Here is an 18,279-nt window from a genome sequence, read left to right on the forward strand (position 1 = left end):
GCAAGCAGCTTTTGCCCGCTCACCCACAATCCGTTTACCGGTCAGGCTTGGGTGGTTGACAAGTAGGCACCAAAACAGCTATAAGCGACTAATAACAACCAGCAAATAAAATACAAGGAGGACGCTATGAGCAAAATCCCGGCAACCCGTATAACACTGTTTGCAACCACGGCAAAAACCCGCTTCAACCAGTCACGGCAGTTGCTTCTGGCCGGCGCCATGATGTTGCTGACCATGCTGTTGCTCACCCCCGCGGCCGCCGCCGATGACGATGTTTATTACACCCAGGTAGGCATGTGGGCTGACCAGGGGGTCAGGGTGATGGCCACCAATTATAAACGGGGGACCTTCATTCCCGTCAATACCGAAGTAAGGATCAATCGGGTGACCAGGAGGGCCATTGAGTTCACCGTACCCTCGTTGAACGACCAGCGCATTCAACTGGTCAATGTGCCCAACCACACCCAGGTGAATTACCAGGAACTGCAGGACCGCACCTTTAGCCGCCAGCCGGTGGACCTGGCCCGCTTCAACCCCGACATGCTGGATTATATTCAAAGGGGCGACGTCGAGCCGGGCATGACCCGTGAGGAAGTTATCGCCACCCGCGGCTATCCGCCGGGCCATGAAACCCCCAGCCTGGATATGGATCAGTGGCGCTACTGGGAGCACCGCTTCGGCACCAAAATGGTGCGTTTTGAAGACGGCAAGGTAGCGGAAATCATCAGATAAACCCTCGGGGGTCCCGTACGCTGGACAAACAAAAAGTAATTCATTTAAGTTTAATTTAGGCCACATACTCAGATGAGTCACCGATGCATTTTCTCAACAGCTTTAAACTGGGCACCCGCATCGGCAAAAGTGGCCGACGAGGTAAGAAACTTGGCCACGCGGGCGGCGGAGGCGGCCAAGAATACCGCCACCCTGATCGAGGGCACGGTTCACAAGGTGCATGAAGGTTCGGAGTTGGTCAGCCGCACCAACCAGGCCTTTGGCAAAGTAGCGGACAGCACCACCAAGGCCCCAAGTCTGGTGGGTGAAATCGCCGCCGCCTCCAAGGAGCAGTCCCACGGTATCAACCAGCTCAACCAAGCGGTAAACGACGTGAACAGCGTGGCGCCGCAGCCGGCGAACAAGCCGGCTGCGGCAGCAAAGTCTGGCGGAACCAAGGGGCGGCGGTCGGGCGCAATCGGCCGGTGACCAGGAGAGCAAAAAGCGCAGCGCCAAGGACGTGATCCCTTTCGGACGTGACCCCTCTTCGATGATGATGATTTCCAGGATTTTTAAGCTGGCCTGCGCCGCTGTTTGTTGCGCCGCCGATATTTCTTAATCCCGCTCCGCTCCGGCCATCACCCAAAACACGCTACTTTCTGCGCCGAAGTAGCGTTTTTTTTATCAACACGCCCAGAAAATTATTGACAATATCCGCTTATGCGGATATACGGTAAAGACCATGAAAGAGATCGCCGACGGCCTGAAGGCCCTGTCCGAGGAAGTTCGCTTGCGTCTGCTGTTGCTGCTGCACAGTCAGGGGGAGTTGTGCGTCTGTGACCTGATCGGGGCCCTTAACCTGCCCCAGTCCACCATCTCCCGGCACCTGTCCTACCTGAAGAACAGCGGCTGGGTGGAGGGCAGCCGGCGGGGGGTGTGGATGCATTACCGGCTGACGCCGCAGCTGAGCCCCCTGATGCGCGAGATCCTTGATGCCCTGGCCCGGGAAGCGGCCAATCGGCCTGAAACCAAGCGGGATGCCGGCAACCTGGCGCTTTACCGCCAAAACAAGCAAAGCGACGAGGCATGCTGATGACCACCACCATTTTATTTCTCTGCACCGGCAACTCCTGCCGCAGCCAAATGGCCGAGGGCTGGGGCCGTCACCTGCTGGGCGAGGAGTTTGAGGTCTTTTCCGCCGGGATTGCCAAACACGGCATGAACCCGCTGGCCGTCAAGGTGATGGCCGAGGCCGGGGTGGAGATCGGCGACCAGTACTCCAAAACCCTGGAAGAGTTGCCCCGGGAAAGTTTCGATTACGTCATCACCCTTTGCGGCCATGCCAACGAGACCTGCCCCTACTTTCCCGGCAAGGTCATCCACCAGGGCTTTGACGACCCGCCCAAACTGGCCGCCGATGCCGCCAGCGAGGACGAGGCCCTGGCCCATTACCGCCGGGTGCGGGATGAAATCCGCGATTATGTAAAAACTTTGCCGGATGAGCTGGCAAAGCTGTTGTAAACAATCACCAACCGCCGATCCTTCTAGCCGCCAGGCTCACGGGACCGGCAGTGAGAGTAAAACAACTTGCGAGGTACGCGTCATGCCTAAAAAAATGGAAGTTTTCGATCCGGCCATGTGCTGTTCCACCGGCATCTGTGGCCCCTCGGTGGACCCGGCCCTGGTCCGTTTTGCCGGTGATCTGGACTGGCTGCAGAAGAAAGGGGTGGAGGTAAGACGCTACAACCTCTCCCAGGAACCGGCGGCCTTTGCCGAAAACCAACTGGTGCGGGACAAACTGGCCACCGACTCCACCACCTGCCTGCCCCTGATCCTGGTGGACGGGGTGGAGAAAAGTACCGCCACCTACCCCACCCGCCGGCAACTGGCGGCCATGGCCGAAGTCGATTACGACCCGACCACCGACGCGCCCCCAGCCGGCCAGGATAGCGCCACCCCCCTCTCTTCCCTGCCTATAGCGGGCGGAGGTGATAAATGCTGCTGATTGACCAGGCCCCCCGTTATCTCTTTTTCACCGGCAAGGGCGGGGTGGGCAAGACCACCATGTCCTGCATAGTCGCCATTGCCCTGGCTCGGCAAGGCAAGAAGGTGTTGCTGATCAGCACCGACCCGGCCTCCAACCTGGACGAGGTGCTGGAGACCCCACTTTCCGGCAGCCCCGCTCCGATCAAGGGCAACCCCGGCCTGCTGGCCATGAATATCGACCCGGAGGAGGCGGCGGCGGCCTACCGGGAAAGGATGGTGGGCCCCTACCGGGGGGTACTGCCCGACGAGGCGGTGCAAAACATCGAAGAGCAACTATCCGGCGCCTGCACGGTGGAAATCGCCGCCTTCAACGAATTTTCCCAGGTTATCGGGCACCCGGAAACGGTGGCCGAGTACGACCATATCGTGCTGGACACCGCCCCCACCGGTCACACCCTGCGACTGCTGAGCCTGCCGGCGGCCTGGAACGATTTCGTGCTGGAAAACAAGGGTGGTTCCTCCTGCCTGGGGCCCTTGGCCGGGCTCAAGGAGCAGCGGCTGATCTACGAAGGGGCGGTGGCCTCGCTCACCGACCCCGAGCTGACGCTGCTGGTGCTGGTCAGCCGACCGGAGGCGTTTACCCTGGCAGAGGCGGAACGGGCCGCCGCCGAACTCTACGGCCTGGGGATGAAAAACCAGCACCTGGTGATCAACGGCCGCTTCCAGGCCACCTCCGACGACCCGGTGGCCCAAGCCTTGCAAAACAAGGGCGACCGGGCCTTGGCCAAGTTGCCCCCCACCCTGGCCCGGCTGCCCCGATGCGTGATGGATTTCCGCCCCCAGGGCCTGGTGGGCCTGGCCGCCATCGAAAAGGCCCTGGAAGCGGCCCCGGACAGGACGGACAGCGGCGAGATCGAAAAACTGGCCGCCGGCCTGCAACGTACCCGGCCCCGGCTTACCCCCTGGCCCCAAATGCTGGAAGAACTGGCGGCCCCCGGCAAGGGCCTGATCATGACCATGGGCAAGGGTGGCGTGGGCAAGACCGCCACCGCCGCCGCCATCGCCGTGGAACTGGCCCGCCGGGGGCATAAGGTCTGCCTCTCCACCACCGACCCGGCGGCCCACGTGGACCAGATGCTGCCCGATCCGCCGGCCAACCTGACCATCAGCCGCATCGACCCCAAGGCGGAAACCCGTACCTACACCGCCCAAGTACTGGCCGCCAAGGAACATGAGCTGTCGGCCGAGGACCTGGAGTTGCTGAAGGAGGAACTGCGCTCACCCTGCATTGAGGAGATCGCCGTCTTCCAGGCCTTCGCCCGCGAGGTGGCGGGCGCCCAAGAGCAGTTCCTGGTGCTGGATACCGCCCCCACCGGCCATACCCTGCTGCTGCTGGACGCCACCGAGTCTTATCATCGGGAGGTGGCCAAAAACGCCGCCGGGGTCAGCGAGGCGGTGCAGCAGCTGCTTCCGCGCCTGCGCGACCCCAAGTACACGAGGGTGCTGCTGGTCACCCTGCCCGAAGCCACCCCGGTACACGAGGCCGCCAGCCTGCAGGAAGATCTGCGCCGGGCGGCAATCGAACCTTACGGCTGGGCGATCAACCAGTGCTTCGCCCTCTCCGGCACCCAAGATCCGCTGCTGGCCGCCCGCGGGGTCAAGGAACTGGGTTTTATCGAGGAAGTGCTGCAACTAAGCCCCGGCCCGGTGGCGGCCTCGCCCTGGCTGGCAACGGAGATCAAAGGCAGCGCGGAGCTGGGCAAGCTACTGGCGGCCGACCCGGAAGCCGATTAGTACTTGCGCTTGAGGGGTGAACCGGCGCTGCCGGGGCACCTTTTGCCACTGCTTGTTTTCCCGTTACCGACCAGTCCGCGTGGCGCGGTTATGGCCAGGTAACCAAAACCGTAACTGTCCAGCAGCACCCCATCTTGGGGCGATCGGCCCGGCTTGCGTACCCAACAGTACGCGGCGCCGGTCCGCTTGCCCCAAGCTGGGGCACTGCTGAACAGTTACCCTCGGCATGAGCTGGATAGTTACCCAAAACCTTAAGCCAACCGACCGTACAAAAGGAAACACCAATGTCACAATGTCCCGCCGATACCAAGCCCAGCATGGGCGGCAGGCTGTCCCTGCTGGACCGCTACCTGACCATCTGGATCTTCAGCGCCATGGCCCTGGGAGTGGCCGTCGGTTCGCTTTTCCCCCGGGGCGTGGCGGCCTTCAACGAAAGCCTGACGGTGGGGGAGCACACCAACCTGCTGATCGCCATCGGCTTGATCCTGATGATGTACCCGCCCCTGGCCAAGGTCAAGTACCACCTGATGCCCAAGGTGTTTGCCGACTTGCGGGTGGTGGGACTGTCGCTGTTTCTCAACTGGTTGGCCGGCCCCCTGCTGATGTTCGTGCTGGCGGTGGGCTTTTTCGGCTATATCGCACCGACCTTTATCGGCCCCGATCCCCGCTGGGGCGATTACATGGTGGGGCTGATCCTGGTGGGGATCGCCCGCTGTATTGCCATGGTCCTGGTCTGGAACCAGCTGGCCCGGGGCAGCAGCGAGTACGCCGCCGGCCTGGTGGCCATAAACAGTATTTTCCAGATCATCACCTTCAGCTTCTACGCCTGGCTCTTCATCACCGTGCTGCCGCCGCTGTTCGGCCTGCAAGGGGTGGTGGTGGAGGTGAGCATCGGCGATATCTTTGTCAGCGTCATGATCTACCTGGGCATTCCCTTCACCGCCGGGGTGCTGAGCCGGGTGCTGCTGGCGAGGGCCAAGGGGGAGGAGTGGTACGACCAGGTCTTCATTCCCCGGATTTCCCCCATCACCCTGGTGGCCCTGCTCTTTACCATCGTGGTGATGTTCAGCACCCAGGGTGAGCAGATCCTGATGCGCCCCTTTGACGTGCTTTGGATCGCCATCCCCCTTAGCGCCTACTTCGCCTTGATGTTCCTGTTCAGCTTTTACATGGCCCGCCGCCTGGGAGCCGACTACGCCCGTAGCGCCTCGCTCTCCTTCACCGCCTCGGGCAACAACTTCGAGTTGGCCATCGCCGTGGCCATCGCCGTGTTCGGGATTGCCTCCCCCGTCGCCTTCGCCACTGTCATCGGCCCGCTGGTGGAAGTACCGGTACTCATCGGCCTGGTCCATGTCAGCCTCTACTTCCTGCGCCGCTTCTACGGGGGTGAGGTAACGGCCCCACCGGTAACCGAATCAGCTAAGTCATAAGCATGAACAGAACAATGTTAAGCAAAATCAGGTCGGCCCTGGGCAGCGTTTCCTTCAAGCTGCTGCAGGCCACCGGCCTCCCGGTGTTTCTCTCCCGCATCAACGTGGAGGGCAAAAGCGATACCGGCGGTGTTTCCGTGCGTCCCCAGGCATTTGAAAAAATTCTTTTCGCCACCGATTTTTCCAATTCCACCTCTGCACTCACCTCGGTCGCCGCCAGGGCCTCCTTGACCACTCTTTCCGTTTCATTGCATTTAGCGCAGCCGGGGCCGCAAGCCTTGATTTCCATGCTTACTCTCCCATCAATTTAATGTTTGTCGTTGCCCGGTTCTCAGATCAACCACGCCGTGATCGCTTGCTCTTGGTTGAAACCTGCGATCAGTTAACGCCACCTTGCTGCAAGGCGTCGCCTGGCGGGCCGGAACCTGTTCAATGTCCGGATGCTTTTTTTCTTTTCCATGCGTTTTCAGTTCTCGTTATGTTTTCGGGGTTGCCAAATCGATATATGGCGATATGCGTGTTACGCAAAACGGGCTTTGTCAACTGCTAATCATTTTTTACCGTATTATAGCGCCAACATTTTTAATCAAGGAGCGAGGAATGAACAAAGCACCAGCCGTCTTGCTGCCGGCCTTGCTGCTGGCTCTGTTACTGCTAACGGCCTGCCGGCTTGGGGAGACACCCCAGGTACCGCGGTTCCCGGCCAGGTAACCATGGTGGACCTGGGAACCAATGAGTGCATTCCCTGCAAGTTGATGGCACCGATCCTGGTGGAACGGGAAGAAGAGTACCGGGGCCGGGCCGCCATCATCTTCATCGATGTCTGGGACCCCCCCGCCGCCGCCCGTCCTTTCGGCATCAGCACCATCCCCACCCAGATTTTTTTATGACCAGCAGGGCCGGTAGGTTTATCGCCACGTGGGCCACTGCCTGCCCATAGCTATCGCCGGCGGATCAACAGCCCGCATCAAGCGTCTGATCGAAGCCCGTTCCATGCAACAAGGCAGCATCTGGCTGCCTCGCCTGGCCGGCATAATTATGCTGTTCCTGGGGGGGGTATTTTATTTTGCAACCATTCTGGTAAAAACCGGGAAAAGTAAATTCTCCTGAACTGACAGCACAGAGTTTACTTGACAATTATTATCCATCGCCGATAATCCATGGTGGCTTAAAAAACAGTTCAATAAAGGCAGCCAGGCGGAGGAATCATGCTTTTTCTTAAACCTTTACAACATCAATCCGTGGGAATCGGCGTGTTTTTGGCGGTCCTGCTGCTGTTCTCTACCATCCCGATACAGGCCCAGATGGAACGGGAACTGGCGGTTGCTCCGGACGAGATGGTGGAAGTGGAAATCGCCACCATCGCCATCGCCGGCAACGGCTCGCCGGTGGTCCTGCTACGCGAACCCCACGCCAACAAGGTAGTGCCGATTTTCATCGGTCCGGAACAGGCCATGGCCATCAGCCATGCCCTGCGCGGCACCAAGATGCCCCGGCCCATGACCCATGACTTGCTGATTGACGTCATTGGCGCCATGGAGGGCGAATTGCGGCGGATCTACGTGGATGAACTGCGCAATCGGACTTTTTACGGAATGCTGGAACTGGCTGTACCTGGCCGCGATGAGCCCCTGCGGATCGACAGTCGGCCCAGCGATGCCCTGGCCCTGGCCGTCAGGTCCGGCGCTGGCATTTTTATCGCCCCCAAGGTTCTGGCGGCCGCCCAGGCCATCGAGTACCAGGGGCTGGAGGACGAGGTGGTTACCGCGGTAGGAATTACGGTTAACCGGGTCACCGAGGACCTGCGAACCGCCCTGGCTCTGCCGAAACAAGATGGCGTGCTGGTCAGCAATGTTACCGGCCCGGCCCGGGAAGCCGGCTTGCGGCCCGGTGCCCTGATCACCCGAGTCAATGACGGCCCCCCCACCACCCCCATGGAGTTCCTGGACCTGGTACGCACCACGCCGGAAGGGGAAAAGGTGGCCATCACCTACTGGCACCAGGGCGAAGAGCACCACCTGCAGGTTTCCACCAAAGTTCCGGAACCGGAGCGCTTCCACGATTGGACGAGCCCCGGTATCGAACTGTAGCAAACAACCAGTCAGGTTATTTACCCGTGAAAACCATCATCTTTGTCGTTATCTCCATCCTGGCGGCGGCGGCCGTCTTCGGGCTGATCCATAAAAAATCCGAAGATGGTTGTATCCCCTGACTGCTCACCTACGGCCCCCTGGGCGCAGGGGCCCTGACCTATTACCTGCTCAGCCGGCTGTTTTAGTTTTGCCGTTATTTGGTGAGGCCATCACATTTGACGAGGTTATAAAATTTTATGGACCTGCATCGACTGGAAGTTTTCTGCCGGGTGGTGGAACTGAAGAGCTTCACCAAAGCGGCCGAAGCGGCCTTTCTTTCCCAGCCCACGGTGAGCGAGCACCTGCGCAGCCTGGAAGAAACCCTGGGGGTCAGGCTGGTGGACCGGCTGGGCCGGGAGGTTCTGCCCACCCCGGCCGGCAAACTGCTTTATGACCATGCCCGGCGCCTCCTGCGCCTGCACGATGAAGCGGTGGCAGCCATTGAAAACTACAGCGGCCGCCAATCCGGCCATCTCTGGATGGCGGCCAGCACCATCCCCGGCACCTACCTGCTGCCGAAGATGATTGGACAATTCAAAAAAGAGTACCCCGAGGTGCTGGTTACCATCAAGATCGCCAACTCCCGGCAAGCCGCCGAACTGGTGATCCGGGGAGACTGCGAGTTCGGCGTGGTTGGGGCCCGCTGGCGCGAAGCGGTCTTGGAGTGGGAACCGCTGCTGGCCGACGAATTGACCCTGGTGGTACGCCACGACCATCCCTGGTCCCGACGGGGCGAGATCGAACCGGCGGAACTGGCCGAGGTGCCCTTTATTGATCGCGAACGGGAATCGGGCACCCGCAAGGTGATGCACGAAATTCTCCACCGGCACGGCACAGAAGCGAACAAGCTGCGAATTATCGCCGAGATGGGCAGCACCGAGGCGGTGCTGCAGAGTGTCAAGGCCGGCATCGGAGTGGCCATCATCTCCCGCCAGGCCATCCGTGACGACCTGGCCTGCGGCGCCGTGGCCGAAGTAACCATTAAAGGAATAAACTTTCGCCGCCCCTTCTACCTGGTGCAACGCAAAAAACGACATCCCTCCCCCATCGGCACTCTTTTCCTTGATTTTCTCAAAGACACAGCCAACCGCAATTCATAGTATTTGCCGATATCAGCACAACTTAATCATCAATATTAACAATTGGACTTGACCGCCTTGGATCGCTAGAATCCCGCCAAACAGAACACCCACTCTATGAAGTTTGTGCGGAAGTGGGCGGCGGAATGAAACTTCAACAAGGAGGTTTAGCGATGTTCAAGTACGCGGCAATGGTTGGGGTGTTGATGCTGGTGATGGCGGCCGGACCCGTCCAGGCTTTTTTTTCCTTTTTCAGCGGGGGGTATCAGTATATCAGCGCTGAAGAGCTGAACAAGCGCCTGCTGGCCGGTGATGAAATGGTACTGCTGGATATCTGCCCGGCCGACGAGTTTGCCGAAGGCCACATCCCCGGTTCCATTGAAACCAACGCCTACCCCACCCAGAACGAGGCTGAGCGGGCCAGGTTGAACAAAGGTCTGACGGCCCTGCAGGCCGGCAGTGAAGATATCATCATCATCTGCCCCGGCGGCGGTGGGGGCGCCCGGCGGACTGTCGACTATTACGAGTCCCGGGGGATCGACAAAAAACGGATGCTCATCCTGGAAGACGGTCTGCGCAAGTGGCCCTATGAAAAGGTACCCAGGTCCTGATTTAATGGCTGCTTTTAACCGCAGAAAAAGCGCCCTGGTTCTGGCAATCGTTTTGCTGGCCGGGGCTTTTTTCTGGTTTGACCTCCACCACTACCTGACCCTGGAACAGATTCGGGGTTTCCAGGAGCAAGCCCGCCATTTTTACCAGCAGCGGCCGCTGACAGCCATTGTCTCTTTTGCCGGCACCTATCTGCTGGTGGTGGCCCTCAACCTGCCGGGCGGCGCTCTGCTGGGGCTGCTGGCCGGGGCGGTGTTCGGGGTGTTGGTTGGCACCGTGGTGGTTTCCTTTGCCAGCACCATTGCCGCCACCGTGGCCTGCGCCCTCTCCCGCTATCTCTTCCGGGATCTAATCAAAGGTCGCTTTCCCGGCGCTCTTACCACCGTAGACCGAGGCATTGCCAAGGAAGGCGCCTTTTATCTTTTTTCCCTGCGGCTTATTCCGGTGGTCCCCTTCTTTATCATCAACATGGTAATGGGCCTTACCGCCATGCCCCTGCGTACCTTTTACTGGGTGTCGCAATTGGGCATGCTGCCGGGCACTTTCGTGTTTGTCAATGCCGGCAGTGAACTGGGACGGCTGGCCTCCACCGGCGAAATCTTTTCGCCCCGCCTGTTGCTGGCCTTTGCCCTGCTGGGCCTCCTGCCGCTGGTTGCCAACCGCTTGCTTTCCTGGTACCGCAAAAGTGGAAAACAACCGGCAAGCTCTACAAATCAGGCAAAAAAAGGCGCCCCAGGGCTCGCCCACGCCGACTATCCCAAAGCATTGGCCCAAGCAGCCGCCGAACTGGCCGACCAATGCACCATGTGCGGGGCCTGTGCCGCCCGTTGCGCCTTGCTGCAAGAATCCGGTTTGCCCGGCGAAATCGCTGCCAGCGGGCGCCACAGCGGCAACTTCAAGGTTGACCCCTTTGCCTGCAGTCTCTGCCACCTCTGCACAGCGATCTGCCCTGAAAAACTAACGCCCGGTGATTTTTTTCTCAACCTCCGACGGCAAAAAGCCGCCCAGAAAGATTTCGATCTTCGCCCCTACCGCCCCATTCTCTCCTATGAACGGCTGGGAGCTTCCCGGCTGTTTGCCGCGGAATCCCTGCCAACGGGCTGCACCACCGCCTTTTTCCCCGGCTGTACGTTGCCCGGCACCCGACCGGCCGCCACCCGGCACCTTGTTGACCGCCTACGGGAACTGAAGCCTTCGCTGGGTCTGGTGCTCAACTGCTGCCACAAGCCCTCCCACGACCTGGGTCGGCAGCAATATTTCGCCGCGAGATTCGGGGCACTGCAACAGCGCCTGCTGGCCCAAGGGGTTCGTGAAATCCTGGTGGCCTGCCCCAATTGCTACAAGGTTTTCCTGCAGTACGGCGGCAAGTTGAAAGTCAAAAGCGTTTGGGAGTTGCTGGCCGCGACCAATGAGGGCAAAGCCACCGTCACAGGAAAAGTCACTGTCCACGACCCCTGCCCGTTACGCCAACGGCCTGAACTACAGCATGCGGTGCGCCAATTGGCGACCAGCCAGGGCCTGAAGATAGAGGAAATGAAATCAACCGGCAAGCGCACCTTGTGCTGCGGGGAAGGCGGCGCGGTAGGCCTGAAGCGCCCCGATCTGGCCGCCCGCTGGGGCGCTTTGCGCAAAAAACAGGCGCAGGAACTGCCGGTCTTAACCTACTGCGCCGGTTGCGCCGGTTTCCTTAACCGGGCGGGCCTGAACACCATCCATTTGGCCGACCTGCTGGCCGAGCCACACAAAGCGTTGACCGGTAACACAAAGGCAGCCGCGCCCCCCCGGACCTACCTCAATCGGCTGCTCTTCAAGTTCAGGCTGCCCCAATAGGCAGTAAACGTTCAGCAGCACCCCATCTTCGGGCGATCAGCCAAGCTTGCGTACACGGGGGCGCTTTGCTGCTTGCCCGAATCTGGGGCACTGCTGAACGTTTACAGGCCGGTAATACCCAGGGTTAGGGTCGAAACCGCCAGGATGTTGTTTTTCTTGGTGCTGTTAGCCTGGATACCGGCCTGAGAGCTGTCGGCAGAATTTGGTGTTGTCATCTCAAAGTCTCCTTTTTTTAAAGGCTTGACCCTTTGCCACCAAAAATCCTTGACAATATTTTTTGGCAACTCGATATTTTGAGTATATATTTTTTGTTAATCAAGGATCAACCCGAACTTTTCAGATCACCGTATAATGTCAAAATCGCGTCGCGTTTGGAAAGATCCCTGTTGAGCAGAGGAGAAGCAATATGATCAGAACTCCGGCAGTGGCGCACCAGTTTTACCCCGGTGACGCCGAAGTCTTGCGCGAACTGTTGACCCGGCTGGTTCCCCAGACAACAACCACAACGCAAAGCCGCCCGGCCAGGGCCGTGATCATGCCCCATGCCGGGTATGTCTATTCCGGCAAGGTGGCCGGGGAGACGGTGGCCCGGGTGACGATACCCGAAGATGTCGTTGTCATGGGCCCCAATCACCACGGGCTGGGGGCCCCGGCGGCGCTGATGACGACTGGAAGCTGGGAGATGCCGCTGGGGGAGGTGAAAATCAATGCCGAACTGGCGGCGCTTATCCGGCGCCATGGCCCGGAGATCAGCGATGACGAGCGGGCCCATCTGAGGGAACACTCCCTGGAGGTACTGCTGCCCTTCCTCCAGTTTCGTCAGCCCGGGCTGCGCATGGTGCCGCTTTGCCTGGCCCGGCTTTCTTTGGCCGATTGCCGACTGATCGGCCGGGCCCTGGCCGCCGCCCTTGACGATTACCAGCAACCGGTGCTGCTGGCGGCCAGTACCGATATGAGCCATTACGAAACCCGGGCCGCCGCCACCGCCAAGGATCACCTGGCCATCGAACGGGTCCTGGCCCTGGACCCGGAAGGCTTATATCAAACCGTGGCTGAACGGCAGATCAGCATGTGCGGGGTGATCCCCACCGTCATCACCCTGTTCGCCGCTCTGGCGACGGGGGCCACCGAGGCTGAATTGGTACGTTACAGTGATTCCGGCGAGGCCAGCGGTGACACCAGCCAGGTGGTGGGTTACGCCGGCTTTGTTATCCGCTGAGCGGTGAGCGGCTGCCTACGATTATTGGCGGCAGAGTAAGCCGCCCCCTCGGCTGCTGCCGCTTCATGGCACCACCCGTCGTACCGTCTGAGCAAAGGCAATGACCGGCGCCACCACCCCGTTGGCGGTAAAAATAAGTCTTTTTTGCATGGCCGAATCCTTGAGTCTGGCCACCAGATCAGGGCCGATCTGGTCGGCCAAACCAACGGTGAGAACCGGGTAGGCGATCAGCAGCAACACACTCACCACCACTTCCGCCACCACCAAACGGCCGGCAAAGATCCGCAGGCTGTCCAACAGCAGCCGCAAGCGGTTCATCCGTTTAATCAGGGCCGGCCAACTTTCCAGTTCCCGGCGCGCCGCCTGCAACTTGGTTCGTCCTTGGTGCAGACTGCTGCTGGCCGTTCCTCTGGCCTCCACCAGCAGGTTACGGACCCCCTGCATTTGCCTCTCCGCCCGCCGCCAGAAAGACTTGTAGGCGTACTCCTGCCAGTACTGCTGGAATTTGTCCCACTCCAGCACCGCTTCATCAATCTCGTCGTTCAGCTCATCCAGCTTGCTTTCCTGTAACCGCGGGGCCGCCCGGCGCAGGGAGTTGGCCTTTTCGACCACATCCAGCAGGTCATAATAGGAGCCCTTTTCCACTTGCTGCTGCAAAGACGTCAGGGTTTCCAGGTTGCGATCAAACTCCTCGTCCTTGCCGTCCACCCATTTCTTGAGCTTTTCGTATTCCACCACCGCCCCGGCCAAGGCCTCGTCAGCCCGGCTCCGGGTGGTGCGCAAGTGGCTGTTGAGGACATCTTCCAGTAAGCCCTCAACGGGCAGCAGCACCGGGTCCATCAGGACATTCATGAAATAAAGGCGGCTGGATTCAATAAGCCCGCTGATCACTCCTAATACCTGGGCCCCGTGCCCGCCCCGCACCGCCGTATGAATGCGCCGATGGATAATTTCGTAACAGTCGGCATAGAGATTGGCCATACCTTGTAGGGCCTGTTCCGCCTTCCAGGAATTGCCGGCCAGATCGTGGTAACGGGCCAGCAACAGGGCGCTGTGGATTTTCTCCTTTTCTACTTCAGCCACACTGGCGGCAATCTCCAAAAAATGGCCCATCTCCTCGAATCGTCCCTGCTCCAGGGCAACAAAGGCCAAACCGACGTTGGCGCCGTACTGCTTGCCGCCTAAGGCCTGATTTTCCGCCAGCAGAATATCCCGGGCCCGATCATACTGACCAACCCGCAGGCAATCCAGGCCGATTTCCAGGTTACGGCTGTCCTGCTTGGTGCGAACCTTGAGATTCAGCCCGCTCCATAAGGAATGCACCGAAAAAACCACCCGCTGCAGATAACGGGGCTGATAAACAATCAGCAGGTCAAAAAAAGCGACATAGGCCTGGAGCGCCGGATTTTTTCTAAGCTGAGCCTGGTCCACCCCGGGCCCCAGCAAGGCTTCCATCTGCTTGCGGTTACTGAAGGCGGCCTGGAAGTTGCGAAGCAGTTCATCAAGGGGCTGATAACCAACGTCATGCAGCGCCATGCCGGCCATGCTGAGCTGCTTGGCGGGGCACAGGGACGACGGATGGGTCCGCAGGCCGCAATAAAAGCAGGGCCGTCCGGTGCCGGCTTCGGCCAGCACTGCCCGGTATGGGAAGAGCCGTCTGCGGCGCAAGGCCGCCGGCTGGGAAAAAATCAGCTTGGCAAAACGTCCCTGGCTCTGCAGTTCATGCTGCGGCACATCCGCCCGCCCCGTCAGTATTTTTTCCCATTGTCCGGCCAGGGCGGGCGAAAGGTAGACAGCATGATGCTCAAGCTCTTCCCAGACCGTGGCGCCGGGATAACGAAACGACGGCGGACTTTCGTTTTTACTTTCCAGGTGCAGCACGAACTGCAGGGGCAACTTGGCCGACCTGGCGGTGGCCGGGAATTTTTTCCGAAGCTTGTCCAGTTGCTCAAACAAAGTGGCCAGGGCAGTCAAGGGGTGATCGAAGTTGAACAGCATCAACTCCGAAAGTGAGTCCCGGGCCTCCAGCCCGCCGGTGGCCAAACCGCGGCGCAACTCAGCCAGCAGCCCTTCCCACTGGTCACCCAGCAGGGTGGCACCGTCAAAGGAAACAGGATGCACGGAGAGTAAAACCGGATACCCCTTAACCATTGCGCTAACCACCAACGACGAGGGCCAGCCAGGTGGCTGCAAACATTACCAGACTGATCAGACCGTTGGCCGTAAAGAAGGAGAGTTTGATTTGCGACAGATCACCCGGACTCACCGCCCGGTGCTGATAAATCAATGCCCCGGCGGCCACCGCCAGCCCCAGGCCGTAAATGATATGCAGACTCATCATAAGGCCGATAATCACGAAACAGGCAAAGGCCAGCAGGTGGGCCAGCCCCGCCAGGCGAAAAGCCCGGCGGGAGCCAAAGCAGGCCGGCAGCGAGTAAAGCCCGGCATCCCGGTCAAACTTGGCATCCAGACAGGCATACACGGTATCAAAACCGGCCACCCACAAAGCCACCCCCAGGGAAAGCAGCCAAGGGTACCCCTCCAGACTCCCGGCCACCGCCACCCAGCCGCCCAGCGGCGACAGCGCCAGGGCCAACCCTAGAACCACATGACAGAACCAGGTGAAGCGTTTAGTCAGAGAATAGGTGAAGGCCAGCCCCAGGGCCAGGGGAGAGATCAGCAGGGCCAGGGGGTTAAGCATGTAGCAAGCGAAAAAGAACAGGAGCGCAGCCAGCATTACCAGCAGCCAGGCCTCCCAGAGTTTCACTGCTCCGGCGGGGATGGCCCGTTCGGCGGTGCGGGGATTGGCGGCATCGAAACGATGGTCGACAATACGATTAAAGCCCATGGCTGCGGTACGGGCCGCCACCATGGCCAGAATCAGCCATAACAGGATCGGCAGCTCCGGCCAACCGCGCCCCGCCAGCAGGGCCCCCATCAGGGCAAACGGCAGCGCAAACACACTGTGCTCAAACTTGATCATCTCCAGCATGACCTTGATTTTGTTCCAGGATGCCTGCATATTTTCTACCCTTGCCAGTAAACGTTCACCAGGGCCAATAACTGCTGAGATAACGGACCGTAAACGTTCAGCCGTGCCGCAAATTCCGGCAGGCAGCCAGGCGCGGCGTACCCCCGTAAGCCTGGCTGAGCGACAGAAGATACGGCGCGGCTGAACGTTTACCCTTGCCAGCGAGGAAGATCGGGCACGACAAGCCCCAACTGTTCCGCCACCCGGCCGGCAAAAGCCCGGGCCAACTCGGACAGGCTCTGCGGGCCATGGTAAAAACCCGGCATGGCCGGGCAGATGATCCCGCCGGCCTCATGCACCTTGAGCATATTGTGCAGGTGAGTCCGGTTCAGGGGCGTTTCCCGCACCGCCAGCACCAGGGGCCGCCGCTCCTTGAGGGTGACATCGGCGGCCCGGTGGATCAGGTTATGGCTCAAGCCGCCGGCCACCGCCGCCAAAGTGCCCATGCTGCAGGGCAATATCACCATGCCGGCAAACACCGCACTACCGCTGGCAAAGGGAGCGGTAAAATCCTTGATATCATAGCGACGGGTGACCAACTGGGCAAGCTGGTCGGCCGACCGGCCGGTTTCCAGGGTCACTACCTGTTCCCCGGCCTCGGAGATCACCAAGTGAACCTCCACCTCCATATCGGCCAGCAGTCGCAGAAACTCCAAGGCATAAAGGGAACCGCTGGCTCCGGTAACGGCCAGAATTATTTTTTTATTATTTTTGCTTTTTGGCATCATTTAACCCCGATATAGACCGTAACAATACCGAAGGTCAAGGGACGATAACCCACTCTGGCAAAACCCGCCGCCCGCATCATGCCGACCAGCTCATCGGGCTCATAAAAAGCAGCAATGGAGGCGGCCAGGTACTGATAGGCGTCCTGGTCACCGGAAACCAGCCCAGCCACCCGGGGCAGAATGCGATTGAGATAAAAATTGTAAAAAGGTTTGACCAGCCGGTTGCGGGGGCGGGAAAACTCGAGAATCAACAGTTTACCGCCGGGTTTGAGCACCCGCTGCATTTCCCGCAGCCCTTGCTCGGTGCGGGCCAGGTTGCGCACCCCGAAGGCCACCGTCACCCCCCATACCCCGGCATCCTGCAGGGGAATCTGCTCACCGTCGCCACAGACCGGCAAAATGCGCGACAGCCGCCGGTCCCGGCGCCAATCATTCCGGCCAACCTTGAGCATATCCTCGCAAAAGTCCACCGCCACCACGGTCCGCTCTGGCGCCTGCCGGGCCAGTTCCAAAGACAGGGGCAGGGTGCCGGCACACAAATCCAGCACCGAGCCAGCCGGGAATTCCCGCAGTTCCCGGGCTACCACCCAGCGCCAGTAACGGTCAATCTGAAAGCTGAGCACCGAGTTGAGCAAATCATAACGCCGACTGATGGCGGCGAATTTGCTCCTTACAAATTTCTTTTTGTCGTCGGGATGCTGCTGGTTGCCAGCACCTCCGGGGGGCCGACCGGGCTTGCACCCTGGCTCGTGATTATCCATTACCGTCCAATTGGTTTCGTTTAGTGCCGGGCCGTGGCTTTAAGCGTGTAACCATCCTGCTCACACCTGGAGCAACTGGGTGCTGCTGGACAGTTTTACGCATGTAAGTGATCGCTTACCTACGCATGAATAATTTTCAAGGGCAGGGCCGCCGGCGGCACCTCACACCGTTCGATCAACAGTTGAAAAAAACGCTCCAGCCCAGCCTGCTGCGCCGGATTGAAGTCATACTGCATGCCCGCCAGATAGCGCCGACACTCATCTTCCGCCATGGGAATCCGCGGCGCCACCTGCCGGCAGATCGCCGACAGATCGTTCAGCCCTTCCCGCAGGCAACGTTTCAGTTCACGATGAATGGCCTGCACCGTGGCCGGCTGGGCCCGGTAGAATTCCTCCCGCACCGCCCACAGGGCAAAGACAAAAGGTAAGCCGGTTTGACCATACCAGATGTCGGCCAGGTCGTAACGGTAGGGATAAGTGCCGGCGGCAGCCAGAAACAGAGCCTCATCGCCGATGGAAAGCACCGCCTCCCCCGCTCCCTCCTCTTCATCCACCATATCCGCCACTTCATAGCGTGGTTCAAGGCGGTAAAGATCCTCCAGGATAATTTTCACCAGACTCACCGAGGTCTGGGAGCGTGAACTGAGCAACACCAGAGCGTTATTCAATTCGGTCAGCGGCCGACGGGCAAAGAGAAAAACGCTGCCCACCGCGCCGGTGGCGGAAATTGATAGATCGGCCAGAATCCGATATTTTTCAGGATGCAGAGCATATTCATGGGAGGAGACCATGGCCAGGTCCAACTCCCCCCGGTACAGCAGGTGGTTAAGGACCGTCGGCGGCGCTTCCCGCAGCAGCCAGGCGGGTTCGTTGACCGTCCGCCGCCAGGTTTCGTAAACCGGCGCAGTATTGAGAAAGCTCACCATTCCCACCCGGGCCGTATTTTTCCGAGACTGCTTAGCCATAAGG

The 18,279-nt window shown here is 59.9% G+C and carries 19 protein-coding genes; 13 read left to right on the forward strand and 6 right to left on the reverse strand.

Annotation, left to right across the window (positions count from 1 at the left end):
• Window positions 1-126: 126 nt before the first annotated feature.
• The 7 genes from P0N66_RS10175 to arsB all read left to right on the forward strand — a co-directional run bounded on the left by P0N66_RS10175 (window position 127) and on the right by arsB (window position 5,921).
• Complete coding sequence (locus tag P0N66_RS10175; protein WP_275804980.1) at window positions 127-732, forward strand: hypothetical protein; 606 nt, start codon at window positions 127-129, stop codon at window positions 730-732.
• A gap of 150 nt (window positions 733-882) precedes the next feature.
• Complete coding sequence (locus tag P0N66_RS10180) at window positions 883-1,200, forward strand: methyl-accepting chemotaxis protein (protein WP_431190038.1); 318 nt, start codon at window positions 883-885, stop codon at window positions 1,198-1,200.
• A 253-nt stretch (window positions 1,201-1,453) separates the two neighbouring features.
• On the forward strand, window positions 1,454-1,804 hold the full coding sequence (locus P0N66_RS10185; RefSeq protein WP_275804984.1) for an ArsR/SmtB family transcription factor: 351 nt from the start codon (window positions 1,454-1,456) through the stop codon (window positions 1,802-1,804).
• Window positions 1,804-2,232, forward strand: coding sequence for an arsenate reductase ArsC (locus tag P0N66_RS10190; RefSeq protein ID WP_275804986.1), 429 nt, complete (start codon window positions 1,804-1,806; stop codon window positions 2,230-2,232). Before P0N66_RS10185 ends, P0N66_RS10190 begins: the two co-directional genes overlap by 1 nt.
• Before the next feature lie 82 nt (window positions 2,233-2,314).
• Window positions 2,315-2,716, forward strand: coding sequence for an arsenite efflux transporter metallochaperone ArsD (arsD, locus tag P0N66_RS10195; RefSeq protein ID WP_275804988.1), 402 nt, complete (start codon window positions 2,315-2,317; stop codon window positions 2,714-2,716).
• Window positions 2,707-4,491, forward strand: a complete 1,785-nt coding sequence (gene arsA / locus P0N66_RS10200; RefSeq protein ID WP_275804990.1) for an arsenical pump-driving ATPase — start codon at window positions 2,707-2,709, stop codon at window positions 4,489-4,491. The genes arsD and arsA overlap by 10 nt, the downstream gene beginning before the upstream one ends.
• A 284-nt stretch (window positions 4,492-4,775) precedes the next feature.
• Window positions 4,776-5,921 carry an ACR3 family arsenite efflux transporter gene (arsB, locus tag P0N66_RS10205; protein WP_275804992.1) on the forward strand — a complete coding sequence of 382 codons (1,146 nt, stop codon included), beginning with the start codon at window positions 4,776-4,778 and terminating at the stop codon, window positions 5,919-5,921.
• Here arsB and P0N66_RS12920 read toward each other — a convergent pair.
• Window positions 5,911-6,210, reverse strand: a complete 300-nt coding sequence (locus P0N66_RS12920) for a thioredoxin family protein (RefSeq protein ID WP_431190039.1) — start codon at window positions 6,208-6,210, stop codon at window positions 5,911-5,913. The genes arsB and P0N66_RS12920 overlap by 11 nt on opposite strands.
• Window positions 6,211-6,634: 424 nt before the next feature.
• Here P0N66_RS12920 and P0N66_RS10215 point away from each other — a divergent pair, with 424 nt between their 5' ends.
• The 6 genes from P0N66_RS10215 to amrB all read left to right on the forward strand — a co-directional run bounded on the left by P0N66_RS10215 (window position 6,635) and on the right by amrB (window position 12,790).
• Window positions 6,635-6,811 carry a thioredoxin family protein gene (locus P0N66_RS10215; protein ID WP_275804996.1) on the forward strand — a complete coding sequence of 59 codons (177 nt, stop codon included), beginning with the start codon at window positions 6,635-6,637 and terminating at the stop codon, window positions 6,809-6,811.
• A gap of 318 nt (window positions 6,812-7,129) precedes the next feature.
• Window positions 7,130-8,011: a bifunctional nuclease domain-containing protein gene (locus P0N66_RS10220; protein ID WP_275804998.1), complete on the forward strand. Its 882-nt coding sequence runs from the start codon at window positions 7,130-7,132 to the stop codon at window positions 8,009-8,011.
• A 239-nt stretch (window positions 8,012-8,250) separates the two neighbouring features.
• On the forward strand, window positions 8,251-9,153 hold the full coding sequence (locus tag P0N66_RS10225) for a selenium metabolism-associated LysR family transcriptional regulator (protein WP_275805000.1): 903 nt from the start codon (window positions 8,251-8,253) through the stop codon (window positions 9,151-9,153).
• 125 nt (window positions 9,154-9,278) lie between these two features.
• Window positions 9,279-9,743: a rhodanese-like domain-containing protein gene (locus P0N66_RS10230; RefSeq protein ID WP_275805002.1), complete on the forward strand. Its 465-nt coding sequence runs from the start codon at window positions 9,279-9,281 to the stop codon at window positions 9,741-9,743.
• Window positions 9,744-9,747: 4 nt separating this feature from the next.
• Complete coding sequence (locus P0N66_RS10235) at window positions 9,748-11,571, forward strand: VTT domain-containing protein (protein ID WP_275805004.1); 1,824 nt, start codon at window positions 9,748-9,750, stop codon at window positions 11,569-11,571.
• Window positions 11,572-11,977: 406 nt separating this feature from the next.
• Entirely contained in the window at window positions 11,978-12,790 is an 813-nt protein-coding gene (gene amrB, locus P0N66_RS10240) for an AmmeMemoRadiSam system protein B (protein WP_275805006.1), read from the forward strand.
• A gap of 63 nt (window positions 12,791-12,853) precedes the next feature.
• Here amrB and P0N66_RS10245 read toward each other — a convergent pair whose 3' ends face one another.
• The 5 genes from P0N66_RS10245 to P0N66_RS10265 form a co-directional block, all read right to left on the reverse strand.
• Window positions 12,854-14,941, reverse strand: a complete 2,088-nt coding sequence (locus tag P0N66_RS10245; RefSeq protein ID WP_275805008.1) for a hypothetical protein — start codon at window positions 14,939-14,941, stop codon at window positions 12,854-12,856.
• 4 nt (window positions 14,942-14,945) lie between these two features.
• Window positions 14,946-15,812 (reverse strand): UbiA-like polyprenyltransferase, encoded by an 867-nt coding sequence (locus tag P0N66_RS10250; protein ID WP_275805010.1) that lies wholly within the window; start codon window positions 15,810-15,812, stop codon window positions 14,946-14,948.
• Window positions 15,813-15,970: 158 nt separating this feature from the next.
• Window positions 15,971-16,549 (reverse strand): UbiX family flavin prenyltransferase, encoded by a 579-nt coding sequence (locus P0N66_RS10255; protein WP_275805012.1) that lies wholly within the window; start codon window positions 16,547-16,549, stop codon window positions 15,971-15,973.
• Window positions 16,546-17,310 carry a class I SAM-dependent methyltransferase gene (locus tag P0N66_RS10260; RefSeq protein WP_275805014.1) on the reverse strand — a complete coding sequence of 255 codons (765 nt, stop codon included), beginning with the start codon at window positions 17,308-17,310 and terminating at the stop codon, window positions 16,546-16,548. Before P0N66_RS10260 ends, P0N66_RS10255 begins: the two co-directional genes overlap by 4 nt.
• A 119-nt stretch (window positions 17,311-17,429) precedes the next feature.
• Entirely contained in the window at window positions 17,430-18,275 is an 846-nt protein-coding gene (locus tag P0N66_RS10265) for a menaquinone biosynthesis protein (protein WP_275805016.1), read from the reverse strand.
• Between the last annotated feature and the right edge of the window lie 4 nt (window positions 18,276-18,279).

Origin of the sequence: Desulfurivibrio dismutans (assembly GCF_029210385.1) — a bacterium.
GTDB classification, from domain to species: Bacteria; Desulfobacterota; Desulfobulbia; order Desulfobulbales; family Desulfurivibrionaceae; genus Desulfurivibrio; species Desulfurivibrio dismutans.

Excerpts from the sequence above, each read along its gene's own strand:
- P0N66_RS10225 (WP_275805000.1), top strand. The coding sequence starts at position 8,251 with ATGGACCTGCATCGACTGGAAGTTTTCTGCCGGGTGGTGGAACTGAAG.
- amrB (WP_275805006.1), top strand. The coding sequence starts at position 11,978 with ATGATCAGAACTCCGGCAGTGGCGCACCAGTTTTACCCCGGTGACGCC.
- P0N66_RS10190 (WP_275804986.1), top strand. The coding sequence starts at position 1,804 with ATGACCACCACCATTTTATTTCTCTGCACCGGCAACTCCTGCCGCAGC.
- P0N66_RS10260 (WP_275805014.1), bottom strand. The coding sequence starts at position 17,310 with ATGGATAATCACGAGCCAGGGTGCAAGCCCGGTCGGCCCCCCGGAGGT.
- P0N66_RS10250 (WP_275805010.1), bottom strand. The coding sequence starts at position 15,812 with ATGCAGGCATCCTGGAACAAAATCAAGGTCATGCTGGAGATGATCAAG.
- arsB (WP_275804992.1), top strand. The coding sequence starts at position 4,776 with ATGTCACAATGTCCCGCCGATACCAAGCCCAGCATGGGCGGCAGGCTG.
- arsA (WP_275804990.1), top strand. The coding sequence starts at position 2,707 with ATGCTGCTGATTGACCAGGCCCCCCGTTATCTCTTTTTCACCGGCAAG.
- P0N66_RS12920 (WP_431190039.1), bottom strand. The coding sequence starts at position 6,210 with ATGGAAATCAAGGCTTGCGGCCCCGGCTGCGCTAAATGCAATGAAACG.
- arsD (WP_275804988.1), top strand. The coding sequence starts at position 2,315 with ATGCCTAAAAAAATGGAAGTTTTCGATCCGGCCATGTGCTGTTCCACC.
- P0N66_RS10220 (WP_275804998.1), top strand. The coding sequence starts at position 7,130 with ATGCTTTTTCTTAAACCTTTACAACATCAATCCGTGGGAATCGGCGTG.
- P0N66_RS10185 (WP_275804984.1), top strand. The coding sequence starts at position 1,454 with ATGAAAGAGATCGCCGACGGCCTGAAGGCCCTGTCCGAGGAAGTTCGC.
- P0N66_RS10235 (WP_275805004.1), top strand. The coding sequence starts at position 9,748 with ATGGCTGCTTTTAACCGCAGAAAAAGCGCCCTGGTTCTGGCAATCGTT.
- P0N66_RS10265 (WP_275805016.1), bottom strand. The coding sequence starts at position 18,275 with ATGGCTAAGCAGTCTCGGAAAAATACGGCCCGGGTGGGAATGGTGAGC.
- P0N66_RS10245 (WP_275805008.1), bottom strand. The coding sequence starts at position 14,941 with ATGGTTAAGGGGTATCCGGTTTTACTCTCCGTGCATCCTGTTTCCTTT.
- P0N66_RS10230 (WP_275805002.1), top strand. The coding sequence starts at position 9,279 with ATGAAACTTCAACAAGGAGGTTTAGCGATGTTCAAGTACGCGGCAATG.
- P0N66_RS10215 (WP_275804996.1), top strand. The coding sequence starts at position 6,635 with ATGGTGGACCTGGGAACCAATGAGTGCATTCCCTGCAAGTTGATGGCA.
- P0N66_RS10255 (WP_275805012.1), bottom strand. The coding sequence starts at position 16,549 with ATGATGCCAAAAAGCAAAAATAATAAAAAAATAATTCTGGCCGTTACC.
- P0N66_RS10175 (WP_275804980.1), top strand. The coding sequence starts at position 127 with ATGAGCAAAATCCCGGCAACCCGTATAACACTGTTTGCAACCACGGCA.